The sequence below is a fragment of the Burkholderia sp. AU17457 genome, from assembly GCF_002223255.1.
Taxonomy (GTDB): domain Bacteria; phylum Pseudomonadota; class Gammaproteobacteria; order Burkholderiales; family Burkholderiaceae; genus Burkholderia; species Burkholderia sola.
Map to the genome: position 1 here is coordinate 641,671 of NZ_NKFB01000008.1, position 23,914 is coordinate 665,584.

22 protein-coding genes are annotated in these 23,914 nt (G+C 68.1%); 8 read left to right on the top strand and 14 right to left on the bottom strand.

Going from position 1 to position 23,914, the window contains the following annotated elements; translation table 11 throughout:
* The first annotated feature begins 171 nt into the window (after positions 1–171).
* From CFB49_RS32895 to dctA, 6 genes are all read left to right on the top strand, one after another.
* Entirely contained in the window at positions 172–363 is a 192-nt protein-coding gene (locus CFB49_RS32895) for a hypothetical protein (RefSeq protein ID WP_027810892.1), read from the top strand.
* A 370-nt stretch (positions 364–733) separates the two neighbouring features.
* Positions 734–1,177, top strand: a complete 444-nt coding sequence (locus CFB49_RS32900) for an Hsp20/alpha crystallin family protein (RefSeq protein WP_089493457.1) — start codon at positions 734–736, stop codon at positions 1,175–1,177.
* Positions 1,178–1,213: 36 nt separating this feature from the next.
* Positions 1,214–1,639: an Hsp20/alpha crystallin family protein gene (locus CFB49_RS32905; RefSeq protein WP_179234994.1), complete on the top strand. Its 426-nt coding sequence runs from the start codon at positions 1,214–1,216 to the stop codon at positions 1,637–1,639.
* Positions 1,640–1,789: 150 nt separating this feature from the next.
* The gene (locus CFB49_RS32910) at positions 1,790–2,080 is read left to right on the top strand and encodes a hypothetical protein (RefSeq protein WP_069620486.1); all 291 of its coding nucleotides are present in this window, start codon (positions 1,790–1,792) and stop codon (positions 2,078–2,080) included.
* A gap of 256 nt (positions 2,081–2,336) precedes the next feature.
* Positions 2,337–3,257 (top strand): LysR family transcriptional regulator, encoded by a 921-nt coding sequence (locus tag CFB49_RS32915; protein ID WP_089493459.1) that lies wholly within the window; start codon positions 2,337–2,339, stop codon positions 3,255–3,257.
* 34 nt (positions 3,258–3,291) lie between these two features.
* On the top strand, positions 3,292–4,623 hold the full coding sequence (gene dctA / locus CFB49_RS32920) for a C4-dicarboxylate transporter DctA (protein WP_089493460.1): 1,332 nt from the start codon (positions 3,292–3,294) through the stop codon (positions 4,621–4,623).
* A gap of 24 nt (positions 4,624–4,647) precedes the next feature.
* On the opposite strand, the gene CFB49_RS32925 is transcribed toward dctA, so the two are convergent.
* Both CFB49_RS32925 and CFB49_RS32930 read right to left on the bottom strand, forming a co-directional pair.
* The gene (locus tag CFB49_RS32925; protein WP_089493461.1) at positions 4,648–5,430 is read right to left on the bottom strand and encodes a substrate-binding domain-containing protein; all 783 of its coding nucleotides are present in this window, start codon (positions 5,428–5,430) and stop codon (positions 4,648–4,650) included.
* 55 nt (positions 5,431–5,485) lie between these two features.
* Complete coding sequence (locus CFB49_RS32930; RefSeq protein WP_069620489.1) at positions 5,486–6,781, bottom strand: MFS transporter; 1,296 nt, start codon at positions 6,779–6,781, stop codon at positions 5,486–5,488.
* Between the two features lie 325 nt (positions 6,782–7,106).
* Here CFB49_RS32930 and CFB49_RS32935 point away from each other — a divergent pair, with 325 nt between their 5' ends.
* Positions 7,107–8,615, top strand: a complete 1,509-nt coding sequence (locus tag CFB49_RS32935; RefSeq protein ID WP_089438161.1) for a GGDEF domain-containing protein — start codon at positions 7,107–7,109, stop codon at positions 8,613–8,615.
* Positions 8,616–8,677: 62 nt separating this feature from the next.
* Here CFB49_RS32935 and CFB49_RS32940 read toward each other — a convergent pair whose 3' ends face one another.
* Complete coding sequence (locus CFB49_RS32940; protein ID WP_089437850.1) at positions 8,678–9,583, bottom strand: LysR family transcriptional regulator; 906 nt, start codon at positions 9,581–9,583, stop codon at positions 8,678–8,680.
* Between the two features lie 110 nt (positions 9,584–9,693).
* On the opposite strand from CFB49_RS32940, the gene CFB49_RS32945 reads away from it, so the two are divergent.
* A complete protein-coding gene (locus CFB49_RS32945) occupies positions 9,694–10,557 on the top strand; it encodes an SDR family oxidoreductase (RefSeq protein WP_089493740.1) in 864 nt (287 codons plus the stop codon).
* Between the two features lie 169 nt (positions 10,558–10,726).
* On the opposite strand, the gene CFB49_RS32950 is transcribed toward CFB49_RS32945, so the two are convergent.
* The 11 genes from CFB49_RS32950 to CFB49_RS33000 all read right to left on the bottom strand — a co-directional run bounded on the left by CFB49_RS32950 (position 10,727) and on the right by CFB49_RS33000 (position 23,881).
* Positions 10,727–11,629 (bottom strand): GNAT family N-acetyltransferase, encoded by a 903-nt coding sequence (locus CFB49_RS32950; protein ID WP_089437851.1) that lies wholly within the window; start codon positions 11,627–11,629, stop codon positions 10,727–10,729.
* A gap of 194 nt (positions 11,630–11,823) precedes the next feature.
* Positions 11,824–13,011, bottom strand: a complete 1,188-nt coding sequence (locus CFB49_RS32955) for a M20 aminoacylase family protein (RefSeq protein ID WP_069620507.1) — start codon at positions 13,009–13,011, stop codon at positions 11,824–11,826.
* A gap of 69 nt (positions 13,012–13,080) precedes the next feature.
* A complete protein-coding gene (locus CFB49_RS32960; protein ID WP_089437852.1) occupies positions 13,081–14,538 on the bottom strand; it encodes an aldehyde dehydrogenase family protein in 1,458 nt (485 codons plus the stop codon).
* Positions 14,535–15,812 carry an NAD(P)/FAD-dependent oxidoreductase gene (locus CFB49_RS32965; protein ID WP_069620495.1) on the bottom strand — a complete coding sequence of 426 codons (1,278 nt, stop codon included), beginning with the start codon at positions 15,810–15,812 and terminating at the stop codon, positions 14,535–14,537. The genes CFB49_RS32960 and CFB49_RS32965 overlap by 4 nt, the downstream gene beginning before the upstream one ends.
* Positions 15,813–15,960: 148 nt before the next feature.
* Complete coding sequence (locus CFB49_RS32970; RefSeq protein ID WP_069620496.1) at positions 15,961–17,286, bottom strand: NAD(P)/FAD-dependent oxidoreductase; 1,326 nt, start codon at positions 17,284–17,286, stop codon at positions 15,961–15,963.
* 2 nt (positions 17,287–17,288) lie between these two features.
* Positions 17,289–18,023 carry a cupin domain-containing protein gene (locus CFB49_RS32975; RefSeq protein ID WP_089493462.1) on the bottom strand — a complete coding sequence of 245 codons (735 nt, stop codon included), beginning with the start codon at positions 18,021–18,023 and terminating at the stop codon, positions 17,289–17,291.
* Between the two features lie 120 nt (positions 18,024–18,143).
* Positions 18,144–18,575, bottom strand: a complete 432-nt coding sequence (locus CFB49_RS32980) for a helix-turn-helix domain-containing protein (protein WP_069620498.1) — start codon at positions 18,573–18,575, stop codon at positions 18,144–18,146.
* A 23-nt stretch (positions 18,576–18,598) separates the two neighbouring features.
* Entirely contained in the window at positions 18,599–19,876 is a 1,278-nt protein-coding gene (locus CFB49_RS32985) for an NAD(P)/FAD-dependent oxidoreductase (protein ID WP_069620508.1), read from the bottom strand.
* 196 nt (positions 19,877–20,072) lie between these two features.
* On the bottom strand, positions 20,073–21,941 hold the full coding sequence (locus CFB49_RS32990) for an ABC transporter ATP-binding protein (RefSeq protein ID WP_089437855.1): 1,869 nt from the start codon (positions 21,939–21,941) through the stop codon (positions 20,073–20,075).
* Complete coding sequence (locus CFB49_RS32995; RefSeq protein WP_089493463.1) at positions 21,941–22,897, bottom strand: ABC transporter permease; 957 nt, start codon at positions 22,895–22,897, stop codon at positions 21,941–21,943. The genes CFB49_RS32990 and CFB49_RS32995 overlap by 1 nt, the downstream gene beginning before the upstream one ends.
* A gap of 30 nt (positions 22,898–22,927) precedes the next feature.
* Positions 22,928–23,881 (bottom strand): ABC transporter permease, encoded by a 954-nt coding sequence (locus CFB49_RS33000; RefSeq protein ID WP_069620092.1) that lies wholly within the window; start codon positions 23,879–23,881, stop codon positions 22,928–22,930.
* Between the last annotated feature and the right edge of the window lie 33 nt (positions 23,882–23,914).

Below are 23,914 nucleotides of genomic sequence, written 5' to 3' on the forward strand. Positions count from 1 at the left end.
GCGGTGGCGCTCGGCACGTCGAGGTCGCGCCGTGCCGAGGGTCGAGGTCAATCGCCAGGCCGTGGTTGCTGATGGCATCGCGTGAACCTTTCCATTTGAAAGCCTGGCGCGGCCCGCGCCTTGCTCCCCTGCAACGTGCGCAACATCCCAGGTTGCGACCAGGAGAGCAAGATGACACGTCAACAGCCACAGGCAGACAAGCAGACAGGTAACGAGAAGCCCGCGGAGAAACGCGACGACGGGCAGCAGACCTTCGAAACCGATATTTCGGAAACCGGCGACGACGGCACGACGGTGCGTCAGGCCGAGGTTCGCGAGGACGACCTGTCCGAAGTGAAGCCGCCGTCCGGGCCGTCGCGCTGAACAGTGGTGGACGCGACGCGGCGGCGGAGGTACGCCGCCGCGTCTTTTCCAGCGTGCCGTTGCAAATCCCGCCCTCTATCGCCGTGCCCCGCTCCGCGCAACGTCGGACATGTCGGACCCTGCCGTCTCGACGTCGACCATGCCGGCCGCGCCGACGATAAGTCGCCCACATGACCCGCACGTATCGACAGAATGCCGATGCCCCCCCTTGAAATCCACGCGCCGTATCCTATTTTAGGTATCGCTCGAGGCAGTCGCGGTTGACGCGCTGCGTGTTTCGATTTGTTTGTCAGCGACCCTGTCGCGGATGGACGAACTGGAGCGCGTGGTCCGGTTCGTCCCTTCGCAAGGGACACAACAGGAGCCAGTCATGAGCGATATCTTCTTTCCCACCGATCTGCTGGCGGAATTCGACCGCCTGCAACGGCAGATGGCCAGCGTGTTCACGGGCTTTCCGGCCAGTCTGCGCGCGCCGCGCCCCGGTACGTTTCCACCGGTCAATATCGGCAGCACCGACGACACGATCGAGATCGTCGCGTTCGCGCCGGGTCTCGCCCCCGAGAAGATCGACATCTCCGTCGATCGCCGGCTGCTGACGATCAGCGGCGAGCGTACTCCCGCGGACGACGCCGCAACCGGCGACGAGCGGCGCGTTTACGCGAACGAGCGGTTCATGGGCGCGTTCCGCCGCGTGGTCGAACTGCCGCAGCACGCGGACCCCGACAAGATCGAGGCGCGCTATACGAACGGCTGCCTGACGATCAGCGTCGGCAAGTCGGAAGCCTCGAAGCCGCGGGCGATCACCGTCCAGTAAACAGCACGACGTCACGAACGCATGACGGAGGACATCATGAGTGACACGAACATGACTGAACTGACCACCCGTCCGGCCGAAACGCGAACGGCCGTGACGAATCGGGAAGCGGCTCAGCGCGACACGCCGCGCACGCGGATTGCGCCAGCCGTCGACATCGTCGAGGACGCGCACGGCATCACGTTGTACGCGGACCTGCCGGGCGTGCCGCGCGAGAAGCTCGACGTCCGCGTGCACGACGGCAGCCTTGCCATCGAAGCGGAGGCCGTCGTTCCGACGCCACCGGGATTGCGTCTCCAGCACGGTGAAGTGCAGCATCCGCACTTCTCGCGCGCATTCACGCTGAGCCCGGATTTCGACGTGTCGCGCATCGACGCGCAACTGCGCGACGGCGTGCTGAAACTGAGCATCCCGCGACGCGAAGAAGCGAAGCCGCGGCGGATCCCGGTGACGACAGGGTGAGTGAACGCGCCGGGAGCGTTTCATCGACCCGGCGCAATCCGCGCCGCTTGGCTTGCGCTCGCGGCGTGAAGTGCCGGCGCCCCGCTTCCGCGGCGGCGCCGGCGCCGCCGCGTCGTCACACATGCCGCATTTCCCTGCAGGAGGCATCTGATGCATACCAACAGGACGATCGAACATGGCGGATATACGGTCCGGGCCGTGGTCACCGACACGGAGACGGGCCGCTACTCGGCGGCGGCGATCCTCACGGATCGCGACGGTGAAACCCGGACGCTCGGCGTTGACGGCGACTTCGCCGATACCCGCGAAGCAAGTGACCAGGCGCTCGAACTCGCGCTTGCATGGATTCAGCGACGGTCGGTGGTGTCGGATCGGTATGTCAGACGATATCGAGCCATGTCGAGCAGCGATCCGGATCACGGACAACACGCACGGCGCTAGTCGCGCCGGACGTTGAGCATGCTTCCGGCGTGGGCCCGGGTGGCCGACGCCGGCGCTTGAGCATTGCCCGCCCAAAAGCAATACGGTACATCAGGACGCCGTGTCGGGAGGCCCGATTAGCGGTGCGGGCCGCGGGATTCCGGCCGGCCGGGCCGCCCACCGTGCCACGCCAACACTGCCGCATGGACGACGCAACACGCATGACGCCGACGGAATCATGCAAAATGCTGCGCATCTGAGTGGCGGAGCGTGACCGGTGGGCATCAATTTCGATTTGACGGACTTGCAGGCGTTTCGCGCGGTCGTGGAAACGGGCAGTTTCCGCAAGGCCGCCGAAGCGGTCAGCCTCTCCCAGCCTGCGTTGAGCCGCCGGATCGACAAGCTCGAGGACGCGCTCGGCGTGCGGCTCTTCGAGCGCACCACGCGCCGCGTCGCCCTCACCACCGTCGGCCGCGTGTTCGCGCAGAGCGCCGAACAACTGCTCGACGATCTCGACGCCGCGCTGCTCGGCATCCGCGACGTGTCGTCGAGCCGCCTGGGCCATGTGACGATCGCGTGCGTGCCGTCGGTCGCCTACTATTTCCTGCCCCCCATCATCGCCCGCTATCATCAGCGCTTTCCGCGCATCCGGGTGAAGCTGCTCGACGCCAGCGCCAACGAAGTGCTGGGCGCCGTCATCAGCGGAGAGGCGGATTTCGGCGTGAGCTTCATCGGCAGCCAGGAGGCGGAAATCGAGTTCAAGGTGCTGCTCCAGGAACGGTTCGTCGCCGCCTGTCGCCGCGACCACCCGCTCGCCCGCAAGAAGCGCGTGACCTGGAACGAGCTTTACGAGCACGATTACGTGTCGGTGGACAAGACGTCCGGTAACCGCCTGCTGCTCGATCAGGCCTTGGCGGCCGTCGCGCCGCGCAAGCCGAGCGTCTGCGAGGCGCGCCACGTCACGACGCTGCTCGGGCTGATCGAGGCCGGGCTCGGCGTCGCCGCGGTGCCGTCGATGGCGATGCCGGGGCATGACCATCCTGTCCTCACGAGCGTGCCGCTCGTCGAGCCGGTCGTGAAGCGGCGCGTGGGCATCGTCAAGCGGCGCGGGCGCTCGCTGACGCCGGCCGCCGAGGCGTTTCACCGGATGATCGTCGACGCGAAGCGCGACGCCGCCGGCAGCGGCACATCGGCATGACGACGACGGAACGGAAACAAAGGAAGGCGGCATCGTGAGGTGGACCCGGCTGTTCAAATCGCTTTACGTCCAGGTCCTGCTCGCGATGCTGCTCGGCATCGGCATCGGTCACGTGTGGCCGGCGGCGGGCGCGATGCTCAAGCCGCTCAGCGACGCGTTCGTCGCGCTCGTGAAGATGACCATCGCGCCGATCGTCTTTTGCACGATCGTGTCGGGCATCACGTCGCTGTCGAACGGGCAGGCGATCGGCCGCACGATCGTGCGCGCACTGGCGCTCTTCTATCTGTTGACCGCCGCTGCGCTCGCGTTCGGGCTCGTCATCGCCTACCTGCTGCAACCGGGCGCCGGCATGCATATCGACGTCCATCATCTGGATGCGAGCATCCTCGCGCCGTATGCGAAGCATGCGGAGCCACGCAGCCTCGTGGCGTTCGCGCTCGGCATGATTCCGGACACGATGCTCGGCGCGTTCGCAACCGGCGAAGTGTTGCCCGTGCTGCTGCTGTCGCTGTTGTTCGGCTTCTCGCTGAATGCGCATCCGCGCGCCGCCCGGCCCGTGCTTGCGCTGATCGACGGCATCGCCCAGGTCGTCTTTCGCGTGCTCGCGATGATCATGCGGCTCGCGCCGCTCGGCGCATTCGGCGCGATGGCGTTCACGGTGGGCCGCTTCGGCATCGGTTCGGTCGGCTCGCTCGCGAAGCTGATGGCATCCTTCTACGTGGCCTGCGCGCTATTCGTCGCACTGGTGCTCGCCCCGCTCGCGCGAGCGCACGGCTTCGCGCTGTGGCGGCTCCTGCGCTACCTGCGCGAGGAACTGCTGATCGTGCTCGCGACCTCGTCCACGGAGCCGGTCCTGCCGCGCCTGATCGTCAAGCTGGAAGCGCTCGGCTGCGACAAAGGTGTCGTGGGGCTCGTGCTGCCGGCCGGCTATTCGTTCAATCTGGACGGCACCGCGATCTATCTGACGCTCGCGGCGTTGTTCATCGCGCAGGCATGCGACGTCCCGCTTTCCGCGCCGCAGGTCGCGACGATGCTCGCGATCATGCTGGTCACGTCCAAGGGCGCGGCCGGCGTGTCCGGCAGCGGGCTCGTCGCGCTGGTCGCGACGCTCGCCGTGATGCCCGACCTGCCCGTCGCCGGCGTCGCGCTGCTGGTCGGCATCGACCGCTTCATGTCGGAGGCGCGCGCGCTGACCAGCGTGATCAGCAATGCGTGCGCGGTGATTTTCGTGTCGTCGTGGGAAGGTGCGTGCGATCGGACGCGTCTGGTGCAGCGGCTCGCGGCGGCCGGGCCGGCCCTGGCGGACGAGGCCGATGAAGACAGTGCCGCGGCAGGCGGCGGCGGGAGTGACGGGAAGACGGTCTGATGCGCGCCTTCCCGTCGATCGGGCTCAGTGCGCGGAAACGGAATCCAGGCCGGTCGATTTCACGTCGGCCTGCACGTCGGGCGACGCCAGATAGTCAAGCAGCGCCTTCGCTTCCTGCGGATGCTGCGCGCCGACCGGGATACCGGCGGCGAAGCGCGTAACGGACTGCAGCGATTCGGGGATCTTGCCGACGAAGGTCGCGCCCTTGACGGGCAGCAGCTCGCTGACCTGCTGGAAGCCGATTTCGTAGTCGCCGTTCGCGACGACCGACGCCACCGGAATCCGAGGGATCATCTTCGCCTTCGACTTCACCTGTTCCTCGATCCCGAGCTTCTTGAACAGTTCGCGTTCGATATACACGCCGCTCGCGCTGTCCGAATAAGCGATCGATTTCGCGTGCAGCAGCACCTGCTTGAGCCCTTCGGCGGTGCCGATATCGGGCTTGGCCGCACCGTCGCGCACGACCATGCCGATGCGCGAGTCGGCCAGATCGACGCGCGATTCGGGGATGACCTTGCCCTGCTTGATCAGATCGTCCAGCGCGTAGCCGACCATGATCACGGCGTCGGCGGGCTCGCCGCGCGCGAGTCGGTTCGGAATCGCTTCGGGCGACTTGCCCATCGACGGGCCGAGCGCGGTCGCGAGCGTATTGCCCGTCGTGGCCGCGAACCTCGGGCCGAGCACCTTGTACGCGGCGGTGAAGCCGCCCGAGCTCATCACGTGCAGTTCGGCGGCGTGGACGTTGGCCGCGACCGCCGCGGTGGCGACGAGCGCGGTCGCGCAGCATTTCAGGAACAGGTTTCTCATGGTCGTGGTCGTGCGGATGCGTGGGTGTGAATGAACGTTCCGGATCGGCCGGACATCAATGCGCGGGCGTCAACTTGGGAGTGCGGTGACGATAGAGCGCGAACGTCGCGAGCAGCGCGCACACGGCGGCGAAGCTCATCCAGTAGCCGGGCGCGGCCTTGTCGCCCGTCGCGTGAATGAGCGCGGTCGAGATGGCCGGCGTGAAGCCGCCGAACACGGCCGTCGCGAGGCTGTACGCGAGCGAGAAGCCCGCGACGCGCACCTGCACCGGCATCACTTCGGTGAGCGCGACGACCATCGCACCGTTGTAGATACCGTACATGAACGACAGCCAGAGCAGGACGAGCAGCATGTTGGCGAACGACGGCGCGTGAGCGAGGAACGACAGCGCCGGATAGGCGGTCACCACGGTGAGCATCGTCATGCCGACCAGCAGCGGCCGACGGCCGATCCGGTCGGACAGCGCCCCGCCGATCGGCAGCCACACGAAGTTCGACACTCCGACGCACAGCGTCACGAGCAGGCTGTCGGCGGTGCTCAGGTGCAGCACGGTCTTGCCGAAGGTCGGCGCGTAAACGGTGATCAGATAGAAGCTCGTGGTGGTCATCGCGACCAGCATCATGCCGGCGATCACGACGCCCCAGTTCTGGACCAGCGTGCCGAACACTTCCTTCATGCCCGGACGATGCTTGCGGGCCTTGAACTCCTGGGTTTCCTCCAGGTTGCGGCGCAGCAGGAAGATGAACGGCACGATCATGCAGCCGACGAAGAACGGCACGCGCCATCCCCAGGCGCCGATCTGCGATGCGCTCAGCCACTGATTGAGCGCAAAGCCGAGGGCCGCCGCGATGACGATCGCCACCTGCTGGCTGGCCGATTGCCAGCTCGTGAAGAAGCCCTTGCGGCCGGGCGTCGCGAGCTCGGCGAGATAGACCGACACGCCGCCCAGTTCCGCGCCCGCGGAGAAACCCTGCAGCAGCCGGCCGATCAGCACGAGTACGGGCGCGAGCAACCCGATCGTCGCGTAGCCGGGCACGAACGCGATCAGGATGGTGCCGCTCGCCATGATCGACAGCGTGACGATCAGGCCCTTGCGGCGGCCGACCTCGTCGATGTACGCGCCCAGCACGATCGCGCCCAGCGGGCGCATCAGGAAGCCGGCGCCGAACACGGCGAAGGTCATCATCAACGATGCGAACTCGCTTTGCGCGGGGAAGAAGACGTTGGCGATCTGCGTGGCGTAGAAGCCGAACAGGAAGAAGTCGAACTGCTCGAGAAAATTGCCGGCCGTGACGCGAAAGATCGCGGCGGCCTTCGAGCGTTCGGCCGGAAGGCTGGACGAGGGGTGCATCTGGGTGTCTCCTGAAAATCCTGGAATACGCGGGAGGGGCTGGTCGATTGTCGTTTTCCGGCATGTTGGCGCGGTATCGATCAAACGATAAGTGCGATTTTTGGAAGGATTGATGCAGTCCGGTTATCAATCGACGTGATCGGCGCGGGGCCGGACGGCGCTCGAGCCGTATCGCCGCATGGCCGCACACGTTTGCGTCGTCGCGTCGGGCCGTGGTCGTCGATGGGCGGCCATCCCGGCCTCGATTTTTTGTCGGCCGTGCCGTTAACGGGGATTGGACCCGCGCCGGCGCAAGTGCAGCCGGCGTCTCAACACGAGCGCGAGCATGCCCGCATTCACTTCGATCGAGAAAATCGCCGACTGGGCCGGACGCCACCCGTTCGTCGTCGGCGCGTTGGGTACGCTGATGTCGCTCGCGGCGCTCGGGATCAGCGCGGTGACGCTGTGGGTCGCGCGCAGCGAAGTCGTCGAGCATGCGCATGAGACGTCGCGCAACGTCGCGGCCGTGCTCGCGAGCCAGATCGCGAGGACGGTCGAAACGTCGAACAACGCGCTGATCGCGCTGGCGGCCGACCTCGGCAAGCCGGCCGTGCAGCGCATGGACGCCGGATTGCGGCACGACCTGCTGTTCGAGCGCACGGCCGCGCAGTACGTGACCGGCATGGGCGTGACCGACAGTCGCGGCCGGCTGATCGACGGGTGCTGCAGCACGACCCACCGCTGGGACTTCGCCGATCGCGACTACTTCAAGGTCCATCGCGATGCGGACAACGTCGGGCTCTACGTCTCCCAGCCCTATCGCGCACGCTCGCGCGGCGGCAAGGAATCCATCGCGCTGTCGCGACGCATCGAACGGCCGGATCATGCGTTCGACGGGATCGCGGTCGTCGCCGTCGATCTCACCTACTTCGAGCAGCTGCTGTCCCGCCTCGACGTCGGACCCAACGGGGTCAGCGCGATTGTCCGCGCGGACGGCACGATCCTCGCGAGAAACCCGTCGCTGAACGAAGGTCAGATGAACCTTCTGCGTCGCTCGACGTCCTTCAAGCGGATGGTGAACAGCGAATCGGGCTTCTATCCCGCGCGTTCGAGCATCGACGGCATCGTGCGGTTGTATACCTACCAGCGGATACCGGGCACCCCGCTGATCGCGGTCGTCGCGCCGGCCGAAAACGACGTGCTGGCCGGCATCCGGCGCCTGTCGTGGACGGTCGGCGTGTCGGCATCCGTGATCTGCGCATTGTTCTGTGCGGTGGTCTGGCTGCTGGCCTTCGCCCTGCGCGACAATTTCCGCAAACAGACGCTGCTGACCGATCTCACGCGTACCGATCCGTTGACCGGATTGTGCAATCGTCGCGCGCTCGATACCGCGCTGGCCAACGAATGGGAGCGGCTGCAGCGCGGCAGCGGCGGCACCCTGTCGGTGCTGTTCATCGACGCCGACCATTTCAAGCAGTACAACGACCGGCACGGGCACGCGCAGGGCGACACCGCGCTGCGCTTTCTCGCCGAATGCATCCGCGCGCATACGCGGCGGCGCGGCGACCTCGCCGCGCGCTACGGCGGCGAGGAATTCGTCGCGGTGTTGCCGGATACGGATGAAAACGGCGCCGCGCGGGTCGCCGACGCGATTCGCCGCGAGGTGGAGCGTAACCGGCTCGACGGGTTTGAGGAAACCGTGCCGGCTTTCACCGTCAGCATCGGCTGTGCGACCGGCCGGCGCGCGCGGCACGCCTCCGTGCACGCGCTGTCGCATCAGGCGGACATGGCGCTCTACCGCGCGAAGCGCGAAGGCCGGAACCGCGTGTGTTGCGCGCAGCCCGAGCCGGCGTGAACGCGGCGGTTCGAGTCGGAACGGGCGGCGGTACGCGCGCTGCCGCGACCATCATGGTCGTTTCACTGCCCCGGTTCGATGTACGCCGCCAGTTCTTCCGGCTCACCTGACGGAAACGCGTCCTTCAGGTGATCGAGAAACGCGGACACGCGCGTGCTCAATAATCGCCTGGACGGATACAGCGCCCACAGCGCGATATCGGAACCCGGCACGTCGCCCCAACTGACGAGCGTGCCGGCGGCCAGGTCGCGGCTCACCAGCGACGCCGGCAGGCACGCGGCGCCCAGGCCGAGGCGGACCGTATCACGCACCATGCTCAGCGACGACAGCCTTGCGACCGGTTCGATCGGGATGCGCGCGGTCCCCGCCGGTCCGGCGACCTCCCAGGCAGTGCGCGTGTCGTTCCCGTCGCGCACCACGGCCGGTGCCGGTGTGGGCGCGTCGCCGCCGGGCCGCGCCAGCTCGGGCTTCGCGACGACCACCAGCCGGTCGCGCAGAAACACGCGCCCGATCAGGCTCTCGTCGGGGGCCGGGTTCACGCGGATCACGAGGTCGTATCCTTCCTCGATCATGTCGACGGGCCGGTCTTCGGTCGTCACCTCCAGCCGGACGTCCGGGTATCTCAGCGCGAACGTCGCCACCAGCTTCCCCATCGCGAACTGGGAAAACAGCATCGGCGCGCTGATCCGCAGCCGGCCGCGCGGCCGCTCGCTCCCGGCTGCGATCGCCGACGCGCTGTCGGCCAGCTCCGCGAGGAGCGCGCCCGTCCGCTCGTAGAGCGCGCGCCCTTCCTGCGTGAGCTTCACGCCGCGCGAGCCGCGCTCGAACAGACGCAGCGACAGACTGTTCTCCAGTTCCGCCACGCGGCGCGACAGTGTCGCCTTCGGGCGATCCGCGACCCGCGCGGCCTCCCCGAAGCTGCCATGGCGGGCGACGAGATTGAAATCGGCGAGAGCGAGCAGGTCCATGTGTTCCACCAGTGAGACGACATGTCTATTTATCACATCTTCCGGATCATGTATGGATCACCTAACTTACGTGGGCAGTCAATCCCATCGTTACCTCAGGAGTGAACATCATGACCATTCTCGTTACCGGCGCCACCGGCCGTGTGGGCCGCCAGGTCGTCCGTCAACTCGTCGATCGCGGCGCCGACGTGCGCGTGCTGGTGCGCGATCCGGCCAAGGCCGATTTTCCGGCGGCAGTGACCGTCGCACCGGGCGACATGCTTGACGTCGATGCGCTGCGGGCGGCCTTCTCCGGCGTGCGCACGCTGTTCCTGCTCAATGGCGTGGCGGGCGACGAATTCACGCAGGCGCTGATCGCGCTGAACCTGGCCCGCGAAGCGGGCATCGAGCGCGTCGTCTATCTGTCGGTCCTGCACGCCGACCGCTTCGTGAACGTGCCGCACTTCGCGGTGAAATCCGGCGCGGAGCGGATGATCGAGCAGATGGGCTTCGGCGCGACGATCCTGCGACCCGCGTATTTCATGGATAACGAATCGATGGTGAAGGACGTGATCGTCGGGCACGGCGTGTACCCGATGCCGATCGGCGGCAAGGGCGTCGCGATGGTCGACGTGCGCGATATCGCGGAAGTCGCGGCGATCGAGTTGATCCGTCGCAACGACGCACCGGACAAGCTGCCGGTCGACACCATCAACCTGGTCGGGCCCGACACGCTGACCGGCCCGCAACTGGCGTCGATCTGGTCGGACACGCTCGGCCGGCCGGTTGCGTATGGCGGCGACGATCCCACGCCGTTCGAAGACAACCTGGCGACGTTCATGCCGAAATGGATGGCGTACGAAATGCGGCTGATGGCCGAGCGCTACGTCAGCGACGGGATGGTGCCGGAAGCCGGCGACGTCGAGCGGCTGACCGCGATCCTCGGCCGCCCGTTGCGGACGTATCGCGACTTCGCGGCCGCGCTCGCGCGTTGAGTGAAATGCGGTGCTTTCACGCGCCGCGCGGTGGTGCGGGGAACCGGCGGCGGGCGCGGCCGGTTCGGCGCGACCGCCACCGGCGACGTCCAGTCGCCGCTGACCCGCACGATCGACGAGCAGCGGAGGCCGGGCGCGCTGAGTTCGTCCGTCGCGGCGCGGCCCACGGCTACAACATCGCCTGGCTGACCAGCCCGTACAGTCCGAATGTCGGGTCGGCCGCACCGTCTTGCCCGGTGGCGGGCGCGTTGCGAACCATCTTCGAACAGGCATCCACCTGCTTCAGTCCCTGTTCGCTCAACCAGCCCGGCAAACTGCTCCCGTCAGGCACATCGATACGCACGAAGTCGCCGTCGCGTTTCGTCAGCCAATAGCCGATCAGCGCCTTCGCGCGCGCATCGTCGCTCGAACGCGGCGCGACCACCGGGCCGACCACGTAACCGCGACCGAAGCGCCGCAGCACCGAAAACCCGACGATCTCGCCGTCGCGTTCGAGCACCACGCATTCTCCCCGCGTCTGCAACGCGGACAACAGCGCTTCGCGCTCAAGACCGGACGCATGCGTGTCGAGTTCGACGAGGCGCGGCCAGTCGGCCGGCGAGCCAGTGCGCAGCCGCTCGCCGTCAGGCACGACAACGGCGGCGGGCCGATCCACGTTCCCCTGATATTGGCCCAGCGAACCGCACACGGTGAACCCGAGCTTCTCGTAGAGCGGCCGACCGGCCGGCGTCGCATGCAGGAACGTGATGCGCGGCCCCAGTTCGTCGAGGAGCGTCTCCATCAGTTTGCGGCCGATTCCGCGGCCCTGATGCGCGTCGGAGACGATCACATGCCCGATCGCCGCGCGGTCCGCACCGTACTTCCAGCACATCGCCGTGCCGATGACGACGCCGTTTTCCTCGGCCGCGAATGCCGTCGACGTTTCCGCGGAAAACTGCCAGTCTTCCGCCCTGAACGGCCAGCGAAGCGCGATGGAAAGGGCATGGGCGGCGGGGACGTCCGCCGCGGTGAATCTGCGGTAGCGAAGCGCCGACGTCGCGTCGCGCTCCTTCACTTCAGGTTCCTGGTTCATTACGCAGTCCTTTCAAAGGGTGTGATCGTGCGACACGGCACGTCAGAAAAATATGCGGCGATCACATCGAAGCGTCGATCAATTGCACGGTTCTCGCCGGCTGGCATGGGTGCACCGCGATCCGGAAGCACGCCAGCCCCGGACCTGACGGTCGATCAACCAGACGTCGCCGGTTTCCACGCCGCCCCGACGCATCACGGCGATCGCGTGAAGTAACGCTGCGCCAGCGCGACCCAGTAGCGGACACCGGCCGGAATGATGTCGTCGTTGAAGTCGTATTTCGGATGATGCAGCGCCGGTGAGGCCGCGCCGTCCTGTGCATTGCCGATCAGCACGTACGCGCCCGGCCGCTCCTCCAGCATGAAGCCGAAGTCTTCGGACGTCATGTTCGGCGGCACGTCGCGGTCGACGCGCGCGTCGCCGAACGTGTCGCGAATCACCGCTTCGCACAGCGCCGTCTCGGCCGGCGTGTTGACCGTCGCCGGGTAGTACTGGAAAAACGCCACGTCGACCTGCGCGCCGTAGGCCGCCGCGAGCCCTTCGCACGCGAGCCGCACGTCGCGCTGCAGCTTCTGCTGCAATGCCGACGACAGCGTGCGGATCGTGCCGCGCAGCTCCGCGGTGTCGGGAATCACGTTGTCCGTCGTGCCCGCATGGAACATGCAGACGGAAATGACCGCCGGGTCGACGGGGTCCTTGTGCCGCGCGGCGATGGTCTGGCACTGCAGCACCATCGAGCACGCGAGCGGCACCGGATCGATGCCCAGATGCGGCTGCGCCGCGTGCGCGCCCTTGCCCGTCACCGTGATCCTGAAGCGCGAGCCCGCGGCCATGATCGCGCCCGTGCGCAACCCGAAATGCCCGGCCGGCAACCCAGGCCAGTTGTGCATGCCGAATACCGCTTCCGTCGGGTATTGCTCGAACAGCCCGTCGTCGATCATCTTGCGCGCGCCCGCGCCGCCCTCTTCGCCCGGCTGAAACACGAAATGGACGGTGCCGGGCAACTGCGGCAGCGTCTTCAGCACGCGCGCGGCGCCGAGCAGCATCACGGTATGGCCGTCATGGCCGCACGCGTGCATGATCCCGTGCGTGCACGACGCGTGCGGGAAGTCGTTTGCTTCGTGGATCGGCAATGCGTCCAGATCGGCGCGCAGCACGATGCCGCGGCGCGGATCCGCGCCGGGCAGGCTCGCGACGACGCCCGTGCCGCCGAGCCCGCGCGACACCGCATAGCCGAGCGCCTCGAGCTCGCGGGCAACGACGTCGGCCGTCCGGTGTTCTTCGAATCGCAACTCGGGATGCGCATGCAGGTCGCGGCGCAGCTTCGCCCAGTGCGCGTGATGCGCTTGCAGCGATGTGTCGGGGATGACGGGGTTATCCAATTTCGGCACCTTCGGAATGTAGCGGGCTTCCAACTGTACTGCCGGCGCGAATCTCGCGCAGCGGCTGCGTCAGTCGTAATAGCCGACGATCGACTTGATCTCCATGTATTCCTCCATCCCTTCGATCCCGTACTCGCGGCCGTTGCCCGACTGCTTGTACCCGCCGAACGGCGCCTGAGGGTCCCATGCCGGGTAGTTCAGATGCACCTGCCCCGCGCGGATGCGGGCGGCCACCGCACGGGCGCGTTCCTTGTCGGCGCCCTGTACGTGTGCGCCGAGCCCATAGACCGTATCGTTCGCGATCGCGACCGCTTCGTCGACGGTGTCGTAAGGAAGGATCGCGAGCACCGGGCCGAAAATCTCCTGCTGCGCGATCGCCATGTCGGTGCGCACGTCGGAGAAAATCGTCGGCCGCGCATAAAAGCCGCGGTCGAGCCCCGCGGGCCGGCCGGGGCCGCCGGCGATCAGCTTCGCGCGTTCGTCGATGCCCACGTCGATCATCTGCGCAACCCGCCCGAACTGCGCGCGATTGGCCAGCGGCCCGTGCGTCGTGGCCTCGTCGAACGGATCGCCGACCACGAGCGTTTGCATCGCCGCGACGGCCAGTGCCTCAACCGCGCCGAGCACGGCGCGCGGCACGATCATGCGGGTCGGCGCGCTGCACGATTGCCCCATGTTGCGAAACGCGGCGGCCACGCCGGGCGGGATCGCGCGCGACAGGTCCGCATCCGGCAACACGATATTCGGGGACTTGCCGCCCAGTTCCTGCGCGACGCGCTTGACGGTCGTCGCGGCCGCCTGCGCGACGAGCACGCCGGCGCGCGTCGAGCCGGTGATCGACACCATGTCGACCTCCGGATGCGACGAAAGCGCGGCGCCCACCGTTTCGCCGCTGCCGCTCACGAGGTTGAAGACGCCGGCAGGCACGCCCGCATCGGCGAGCACTTCCGCGAACAGCAGCGCGCTGAGCGGCGACAGCTCGCTCGGCTTCAGTACGACCGTGCAGCCTGCCGCGAGCGCCGGCCCGACCTTCGCGGTGATCTGGTAGATCGGCCAGTTCCACGGCGTGATCAGCGCACACACGCCGATCGGCTCGCGCGCGACCGCGGTCGTCCCGCGCCGCTCGATGAACGGGTAGCGCGCGAGGTTGTCGCGCGCGACACGAATATGTTCGGCCGCGAGCGGCACGTGCGCGCCGCGCGCATAGCCGATCGGCGCGCCCATCTCCAGCGCGAGCGCGGTGGCGAACAGCTCGGCGCGCTCCAGCATCAGCGCATGCACACGGTCGAGCAACGCCGCGCGTTCCTGCGGTGAAGTCGAGGACCAGCGTTCGAACGCGCGGCGCGCGGCCAGCACCGCGCGGTCGGCATCGCGCGCGTTGCCGAGCGGGATCTCGCACAGCGTGTCTTCGGTGGACGGGCTGATGACGGCAAACCGCTCGCCGCCTTCGGGCAGCACCCAGTCGCCGTCGATGAAAAAGCGATCCAGCCGGCCGGCTTGCATCAGGTGAACAACAGGGGAATTCATTGGAGAGTGTCCTTGAGTCGATACCAGGCGCCGACGAACGGCAAAAACCAGGGTTTGCCGAAGTGGCCCGGAATCGCGGGCCAGTCGAAATCTTTCCACGGGTTGAGGTCGGCGCGTCCGTCCATGATCTCGGCCATCAACGTGCCCATCAGCGTGGCCATGTGCGTGCCGTGGCCGCTATAGCCCATCGAGTAGTAGACGCCGTCGCGTTCGCCCGCGCGCGGCAGCCGGTTGGCCGTCATGTCGACCATCCCGCCCCAGCAGTAGTCGATGCGTACGTCGGCCAGCTCGGGAAACACGGCAGCCATTTGCTGCCGCAGGATGGCCCCGCTCTTTTCGTCCGAACGCGGATTCGACGCGGCAAAACGCGCGCGCCCGCCGAACAGCATTCGGTTGTCGGGCGTGACGCGAAAGAAATTCACGAAGTTCTTCGTGTCGGTGACCATCCGCCGCGTCGGCAGCAAGCGGTCGAGCAGATCGTTCGGCAACGGCTCGGTGACGATGATGAACGCGCCGACCGGCACGATCCTGCGGCGAACCCAGCCGAACGGCCCGACCTGCGAAATGCCGCTCGCGAGCAGGACCTGGCGCGCGCGAATCTCGCCGAGCGGCGTTTGCACCGCGTACGTGCCGCCCGCTTGCCGCGTCAGGCCGAGCACCGGCGCATGCTCGAGAATATGCGCGCCACGGGCTTGCGCGGCGCGCGCGAGGCCGCGCACATAACGGCCGACATGCATCCCGGCGCTTTTGCCGAACAGCAGCCCGCCGTGATATCGGTTCGAGCCGATCTCGTCGCGCAGTTCCGCCTTCGTGACCACGCGCGTGTCGGGGTCCACGCTCGCCGCGAGCAGGGCCTGACTGCGCACGAGCTTGTCGTAGTGCTCGGGCTTCGCCGCGAGCTTCAGCTTGCCGCGGCGCACGAAATCGCAATCGATCGACTCCTCCCGGACCAGCCGCTCGACCGTGTCGACGCCCGCGTCGAACGCGAGATAGAGCCGGTTGGCCAGTTCCGTGCCGATGCGCTGCGACAGCGACGCGTAATCCTGCGCGAAGCCGTTGTTGCACATGCCGCCGTTGCGTCCGGATGCCGCCTGCCCGACGGTGCCCGCCTCGCAGACGATCACGCGCGCGCCTTTCTTGGCCAGCGCCAGCGCCGCGGCCGAACCCGTGATCCCGCCGCCCACCACCGCCACGTCGCAACTTCCGTCATGCAACGCCGGCGCGCTGCTCGCGAATGGCTCCGACGTGTCGAGCCAGTAGGAACTGAAACGCATCAGGCACTCCAAAGCTGTCCATCGCACCGCACCGCGCTGCGAGGCTGCTGAACGTTCGCCGCGCCGATCGGGCCGATGGGCCGCTTGCCCGCGATCGGGATCGAAGCACCGCGTCCCGGCTGCCCCGCATCAGCGCGACGGCCCTGCACTAGAAATCCGCGACCTTGCCCCATGCGGACTCGCTGAACCGGGCGGGCCGGTACGGCGCCGGGTCGACGAACGGTTGCGCACCGGTCGCGAGATCGGCGATCAGGTGCCCGGCGCCCGGGCCGATCCCGAAGCCGTGTCCCGAAAACCCCGCCGCGAGGATCAGCCCCGGCACGCCCGGCACTTCGCCGATGCCCGGCACGCCGTCCGGCGTGCTGTCGACGTACCCGGCCCACGCGTGCGTGATCTTCGCTTCGCGCAGTTCGGGCAACAGTTCGGACGCGCGGCGGTACGTTTCGGCGACCGTCGGCATGTCGGGCTTCGGATCGAGAATGCGCATCGCTTCCATCGGCGTCGGCGCATCGAGGCGCCAGCGCTTCAACGTTTCATGGCCGCTGCGCACGCCTTCGAGGCCGCCCGGCAGCAGGTTGCGCCAGCGTTTCGCGAACATCGGCACGAATTGCGGCGCGAAGCGCAGGAACTGCGGCGTCAGGTCCACGCGTGCGCGGCCGCTGATCGCCAATGCGTAGCGTCCGTCGCCGCGGCGCGTGATGGACACGCCGGACGTGTACATCGCACCCGGCAGCGGCGTGTCGACGGGCGACACGCTCAGGATCGACTGACGGATCGACGCTTGCGGAAACCGGATGCCGAGCTGGCGGCAAAACGACGACGCCCATGCGCCGCCGGCCATCACGACCGTTCGGGTCTTGATGACGCCGGCCTCGGTGACGACGCCGGCGACACGGCCGCCTTCGAGCTCGATGCCGCGCGCCGCGCAGTGCTGATGGACACTGCCGCCCAGCTTGATCAGCGCGGCGGCCACGGCCGGCGCGGCCTTGCCCGGATCGGCTGTGCCGTCGGTCGGCGAGAAGACGCCGCCTTTCCACTGCCGCCCGGTCGCCCGTCCGCGTTCGGCGGCCTGCTTGCTGTCGAGCATGTACGTGGTGACACCGGCGGTCTTCGCGAATTCGCCCCAGCTGGCCCAGCGCGACAGTTCGGCCTCGTCATTGCTGAGATACAGCAGCCCGCAGCGATGAAAGCCCGTGTCTTCTCCGGATTCGGCGGCGAATCGTTCCCACAGATCGATGCTCTTGCTCGCCATCGGCAACTCGCGCGCGTCGCGGTTCTGCTGCCGGCACCAGCCCCAGTTGCGGCTCGACTGTTCGGCGCCGATTCGCCCTTTCTCGACGAGCGCGACCGATACGCCGCGGCGGGCCAGATAGTAGGCGGTGAAGACGCCGATGATGCCGCCGCCGATCACGACGACGTCGGCCGCGGCCGGCGGCGTGGACAAGGTTTCGATATGGCGCAGCGGAGGGGACATGCTCAGTCTCGTTCGGTGGAGGGTTTGACGTTCTGCATCACGTAGAACTTCGCCACGCGTTCGCTGCTTTCCCATCCGACCGACGCGCCGCGCGGCACGAACAGCGCATCGCCGGTACCGAGCGATTCCACGCTGCCGTCGGGCGCCGCGAACCGGACGCCGCCGTCCAGCAGGAACATGAACTCGTTCGCGCGATGCGGTCGGACGATCCGGTGATACGGCGTCGAATCCCACGTGCCCGCGCAGTACGCGGCGCCGTCGTCGGTGAACACGTTGTCGCTGCGGCATTGCGGCGCGGGGCCGAGCAGTACCTCGGCCGGCAGCGTGGCGGACGGTTTGAAGTCCGCGTCGGCGTGCAGCGCAAAGAGGCCGCGTTTCGTCGGTTGCGCGCACGCTGCCGCGCAGAACATCAGCCGCACCGGCGATTGCGCGGCGATGCGCAGCGCCGTGCCGCCGCCGATGACGGCGCCCTGTCCCGGGCCGACCACCAGCGGCGCGGCCCCGGCCGCTTCGAGCGTCAGCTCGCCCTGGACGACGACGAGCGTTTCGATGTGCGGAAAGCTCGGCACGTCGAGTTCGCCCGCGAAGTCGATGCGCCCCGCGGCCATCGCGTCGGGGCCTTCCCACGCGATCTCGCGATGCGACGCGAACGGATCGCTCGCGCCGAACGCCTGTTTGCGGAACGCGGTGGAAGACGGTGCGCCGTCGGCCCGGTGCAACACGAAAACTGCGGTCATTTCTGCTCCTGTGCAGTGCGTGACGGATTCGTTCGAAAGCTGTCACGCGATAACGGAAATCGTCGTTCGCCGGCTCTCGTGCCGGACATCCTCAGCGGGGCATGTCGTCCATGCGTGTGCTTACGCCGCGTGACACGACGCATCGCGGCGTTCGGCGTGCATGCGTGTCGATGGTGTTCGCACCGGTGCGCCGCCCGTGCGGGCGACCACGTAATCGCGCGGCGTGATCCCGAGCACGCGCCGGAAATGCCGGCACAGATGGCTCTGATCGAAGAAGCCGACGTCGGTCGCGACGACCGACGGCGCGAGACCGGCGCGCAACAGGTCCTGCGCCCGCCGTATCCGCACGAGACACAAATACCGGTGCGGCGACAGCCCGGTTTCGCTGCGAAAGCGCGCGGTGAAACGCGACACGCTCAACCCAGCCACCGCCGCGAGCGTATCGAGGTTCAGCGGCTGCGCGAACGACGCGTCGATCGTGCGCAGCACGTCGCCGATCGCCGGCGACACGGGCCGCGCGACACGCGGCGAGCCAACGAATTGCACTGTCATGTCGAATTCTCCCGGCGCTCGCTTCAATGCAGGAAATCCTGCATCCGGTAATACGCGCCGACGAGCGGCAGGAACCACGCGTGCCCGAAATGGCCGGGTATCGCCGGCCAGTCGAGTTCGCGCCACGGGTTCGACGCGGCGGCGCCATACAGCACGTCGGCCATCACGCGGCCCATGTGCACCGACATCTGCACGCCGTGGCCGCTGTAGCCCATCGAGTAATAGAGCCCGTCGTGCTGGCCCGCGCGCGGCAGCCGGTCGGCGGTGATGTCCACCAGCCCGCCCCAGCAGTAGTCGAGCCGCACGCTGGCCAGTTCCGGGAAGTAGCCGGCCATGCCGGCGCGCAGGACGTCGCCGCTCTTCGCATCCGAGCGCGGGCTCGACATCGCGAAGCGCGCGCGGCCGCCGAACAGCAGCCGGTTGTCGGGCGTCACGCGGAAATAATTGCCGATCTGGCGCGACGTCACGTAGGCACGGCGGTGCGGAAACAGCCGGTTCAACTGCGCATCCGGCAGCGGCTCGGTCACGACGATGAAGCTGCCGACCGGCGCGATGCGTCGCCGGAACCACGCGAATGGCCCGTGCTGCGATGCGCCGGTCGCGACCAGCACGCGGTCGGCGACGATCGTGCCGCGGGCGCAGGTGATGCGGTGGCGCTCGCCGTCGAGCCGGTCGAGCTGCGTGACGGCCGCGTGCTCGTACACGCGTGCGCCGGCCCGCACGGCCGCTTGCGCGAGGCCGACGCCGAACTTGCCCATGTGCATCTGCGCGCCGTTGCGCTGCAGGAGCCCTCCGTAGAAGCCGTCGGATGCGATTTCATCGCGGATCCGCGACGGCTCGATCAGTTCGATGTCCGGATCGACATCGCGCCGCAACGCGTTGAAGGTCTTTTCGAGCCCCGCGAAATGCTGCGGCTTCGCGGCGAGCTTCAGCTTGCCCGCGCGCCGGAAATCGCAGTCGATCGCCTGTTCGGTCACGATCGTCTCGACGCTCTTCACCGCGCTTTCATACGCAAGATAAAACTGCTTCGCCTGCGCGGCGCCGATGCGGGCGGCCAGCGACGCGTAGTCCTGCGCGACGCCCGTATTGCACTGGCCGCCGTTGCGGCCGGACGCTTCGCCGGCGACCTGCGCGGCTTCGAGCACGACCACCGAAACGCCGCGCTGCGCGAGCGCGAGCGCCGCCGACAAGCCGGTGAAACCGCCGCCGATCACGACGACGTCGGCTCGCCCTTCGACGGCCCCAACGCTGCCGTCGCGAAACGCGGGGCGGGTATCCAGCCAGTACGATTCCAGTTTCATCGGATCCTTCTTTTGCATGCCGGCAACGACGATCGGCGACCGTTCAATGAGAATCATTTAATCACCGTCAAAAACCGCAGTTGCCGCGTATTCGCGCGCGGCACGCGTGCAAATTGCCGTTTTGCACGACCGCCGCGGCACACTATGCGGCGGGCCGTTCACCGCACCGCGCGATGAACGGTTCGCGCGCCACGCACTACGGCTGCACCGGCGCGACGCCGGCGGGAATCGGCTCCGCCTGGAAGCGCGCGAGATCCTCCTCGCTGCGATGGCACAGCACCTGCGCGCCGTTCCCGAGCGTGCGCAGCGACGGGGCCGTCCGGTTGCACACGCCGTCCACGCGCATCGCGCAGCGCGACAGGAACGGACACAGCTCGGCCTCGTTCTCGCGCTCGCCGATCGGCACCAGCGGCCGGTGGCAACGCTCGGCCGCATCGTCGAGCCAGCCCGCGCGCAATTCCGGCGCGGACGACACCAGCAAGTGCGAATACGGGTGATAAGGCGGCGCGCACAGCGCATCGCGGCTGCCCGTCTCCACGCGGCGGCCCGCATACAGCACGACGATGTCGTCGCTGATCGCGCGCACCTTCGCGATGTCGTGCGTGATGAACACGTACGACACGCCGAGCTTCGCCTGCAGGTCGCGCAGCAGCTCGATGATCGCGGCGCCGACCACGGTGTCGAGCGCCGACGTGACCTCGTCGCACAGGATCAGGTCGGGCTCCGCCGCGAGCGCGCGCGCGAGGTTCACGCGCTGCTTCTGCCCGCCCGACAGCTCGCCGGTACGCCGCGAGGCCACCGCCGGCGGCAGCCGAACGAGCTCGAGCAGCTCCGCGACGCGCTGGCGTGCACGCGCGCCCCTGATGCCGTGATAGAACGCGAGCGGCCGTGCGAGCGTGCGCTCGACGGTATGCACCGGGTTGAGCGCGGTATCGGCGTTCTGGAACACGATCTGCACGCGGCGATGCTGCTCCTTCGTCCGTTTGCCGATATCGCGCGCGAGCGGCTCGCCGTCGAGCAGGATCGCGCCGCCCGTCGCCGGCACGAGGCCCGCGATCACCTTCGCGAGCGTCGTCTTGCCGGAGCCCGATTCGCCGATCACGCCGACCGTCTGCCCGCGCCCGATGCGCAGGTCGACTTCGTGCAGGATCACCTTCGCGGGCCAGCCGTTCGCGGCGCGGCCGCCGTAGCCGGCGATCGCGCCGCGCACGTCGAGCAGCGGCGCCGGCGCGGCCGGTCGTTGCGCCGGCGCGTCGCGCTCGGCATCGTTCGGCGTGACGGCCGCGATCAGGCTCTGCGTGTACGGATGCGTCGGCGCATGCAGGATCTGTTCGGTGCCGCCCGCCTCGCGGATCACGCCGTCGCTCAGCACGACGATCCGGTCGGCCATCTGCGCGACCACGGCCAGGTCGTGCGACACGTACACCGCACTCATCCCGTAGCGCCGGATCACGCTCTTGAACGCCTGCAGCACGTCGATCTGCGTGGTCACGTCGAGCGCGGTGGTCGGCTCGTCGAGGATCACCAGCTCCGGATCGGTGATCAGCGCCATCGCGGCCATCAGCCGCTGCAGCTGGCCGCCCGATACCTGGTGCGGATAGCGCTTGCCGATCGTCTCCGGCTCCGGCAGCGCGAGCGCGCGAAACAGCTCGATCGCCTTCGCCTGCGCGTCGCGCTTCGTCATCGTCTTGTGGATCAGCGCGCTCTCGATCACCTGGTCGAGAATCGTGCGCGACGGGTTGAACGCGGCGGCCGCGCTCTGCGCGATATACGCGACCTTGCGGCCGCGCAGCGCGGTCAGCGCCGAAGCCGAAAGCGTGCACACGTCGGTGCCGTCGAGCTTCACCGAGCCGCCGGCGATCCGGCATCCGGTACGCGCATGGCCCATCAGCGACAACGCGATCGTCGTCTTGCCGGAGCCCGATTCGCCGATCAGCGCGAGCACCTCGCCGCGCCCGATGTCGAAGTCGACCCCGTGGACGATCGTCGTTTCCTCGCCGCCCGGCCGGCCGCCGACCACGCGCAGCCCGCGCACCTCGACGAGCGGATTCGATTCGTGTCGCATCAGTGTCCTCCGGCGGCGCCTTCCGCGCCCTTGCGGCGGCCGCGATGCGGCAGACCGTCGATCATCAGGTTGACGCCCACCGTCAGGATCGCGATCGCGACCGCGGGCATGATCGCGACGGCCGAGCCGTCGCCGAGGCTCGCGATGTTCTCGCGCACGAGCGAGCCGAGGTCCGCATACGGCGGCTGCACGCCGAGCCCGAGAAAGCTCAGGCCGCTCAGCAGCAGCACGACGAACGTGAAGCGCAGCCCGGTGTCCGCCAGCATCGGGTGGATCATGTTCGGCAGCATCTCGACGCACGCGATGTACAGCGCGCTTTCGCCGCGCGCCCTGGCCACCTGCACGAATTCGAGCGTGCTGATGTTGACGGCCAGCGCGCGCGCGATCCGGTACGAGCCGGGCATGTAGCTGACCGCGGCGGTCAGGACCAGCAGCGGCAGCGACGAGCCGAACGCGGCGACGAACATCAGCGCGAACATCTTCGACGGAATCGACGTGAGCGCGTCGAGCAGCCGGCTCATCGTCTCGTCGACCGCGCGACCCGACACGGTCGCGAGCAGCCCGAGCGTCGTGCCGGTCACCGCGGCGAGCAGCACCGCGGCCAGCGCGAGCAGCACGGTCAGCCGCGTGCCGTACAGGATCCGGCTCAGCATGTCGCGGCCGAGGAAGTCGGAGCCGAACGGCAGCTTCGCGCTGAACGACGCGAACACGTCGGGCGTGACGATCGCGCCGACGTCATGCGGCGCGATCAGCGGTGCGAACACGGCAATGAACAACATCAGGCCGGCCATCGACAGACCGACGCGGCCGCCGGTCGTCAAGGCGATGCGCGCGGCGCGGCGCTTGCGCGGCTGGTCGGGGGCGGGCGCGGCGGGCGGCATGCTGCCCCGCCCGACGGGCGGGTCGCCGGATGGTGGCAGCGCACTGCTGCGTTGTACGGGTTCGATCGGTTGCATGGGCGGCATCTCGGAAGGAAAACGAAACACTCAGGTGCGCAGTCGCGGGTTCGACACGATCGAGCACAGGTCGGCGAACAGCACGAGCGTCAGATAAGCGACGCAGAAGATCAGCGTGCAGGCCTGGACCAGCGGGAAATCGCGATTGCTGACGGCGTCGACCATCAGGCTCGCGAGGCCCGGATAGTTGAAGATCGTCTCGACGACGATCACGCCGCCGAGCAGATACGACAGGCTCAACGCGATCGCATTGGCGATCGGACCGATCGCGTTCGGCAACGCATGGCGCAGCACGACGCGCGCGGGGCTCGCGCCCTTGAGCACGGCCATCTCGACGTACGACGCGCTCAGTTGCTCGATCACCGCGGCGCGCGTCATGCGCGCCATCTGCGCGATCACGACCGCGCACAGCGTCAGCACCGGCATCGCATACGCACGCAGGAAATCGTGCAGGCTTTCGATCGGGCCGCTGTACGACAGCGCGGACAGCCAGTGCAGCTTCACCGCGAACACGAGCACGGCGACCGTCGCGATCAGGAATTCCGGCGTCGCGACAAGCGACAGCGTGCCGAGGCTGATCACGCGGTCGATCACCGACTCGCGCTTGACCGCCGCGAGGATCCCGAGCAGCAGCGCGATCGGCACCGACACCGCGGTCGTGATCGCCGCCAGCGCGAGCGACTTGGGCAAGCGCCCGCCGATCAGCTCCGACACCGGCATGTCGCCGGAAAACGACCGGCCGAAATCGCCGTGCAACAGCCCTGCGAGCCAGTGCACGTACCGCTCGTGCGCCGGCATGTCGAGACCGAACTGCTGGCGCAGCGCGGCGACCGTCTCCGGCGTCGCCGACTGGCCGAGCGCGGCCTGCGCGGCGTCGCCCGGCAGCAGGTTCGTGATCGTGAAGATGATCGCGGACACGATCAGCAGCGTCAGCGCGGTGACCGCGATGCGCCGGCCGATCAGCCCGATGAGAATTCGGTTCATGGAGCGACCCTCCCGAAAAAACCGCGCGTGGCC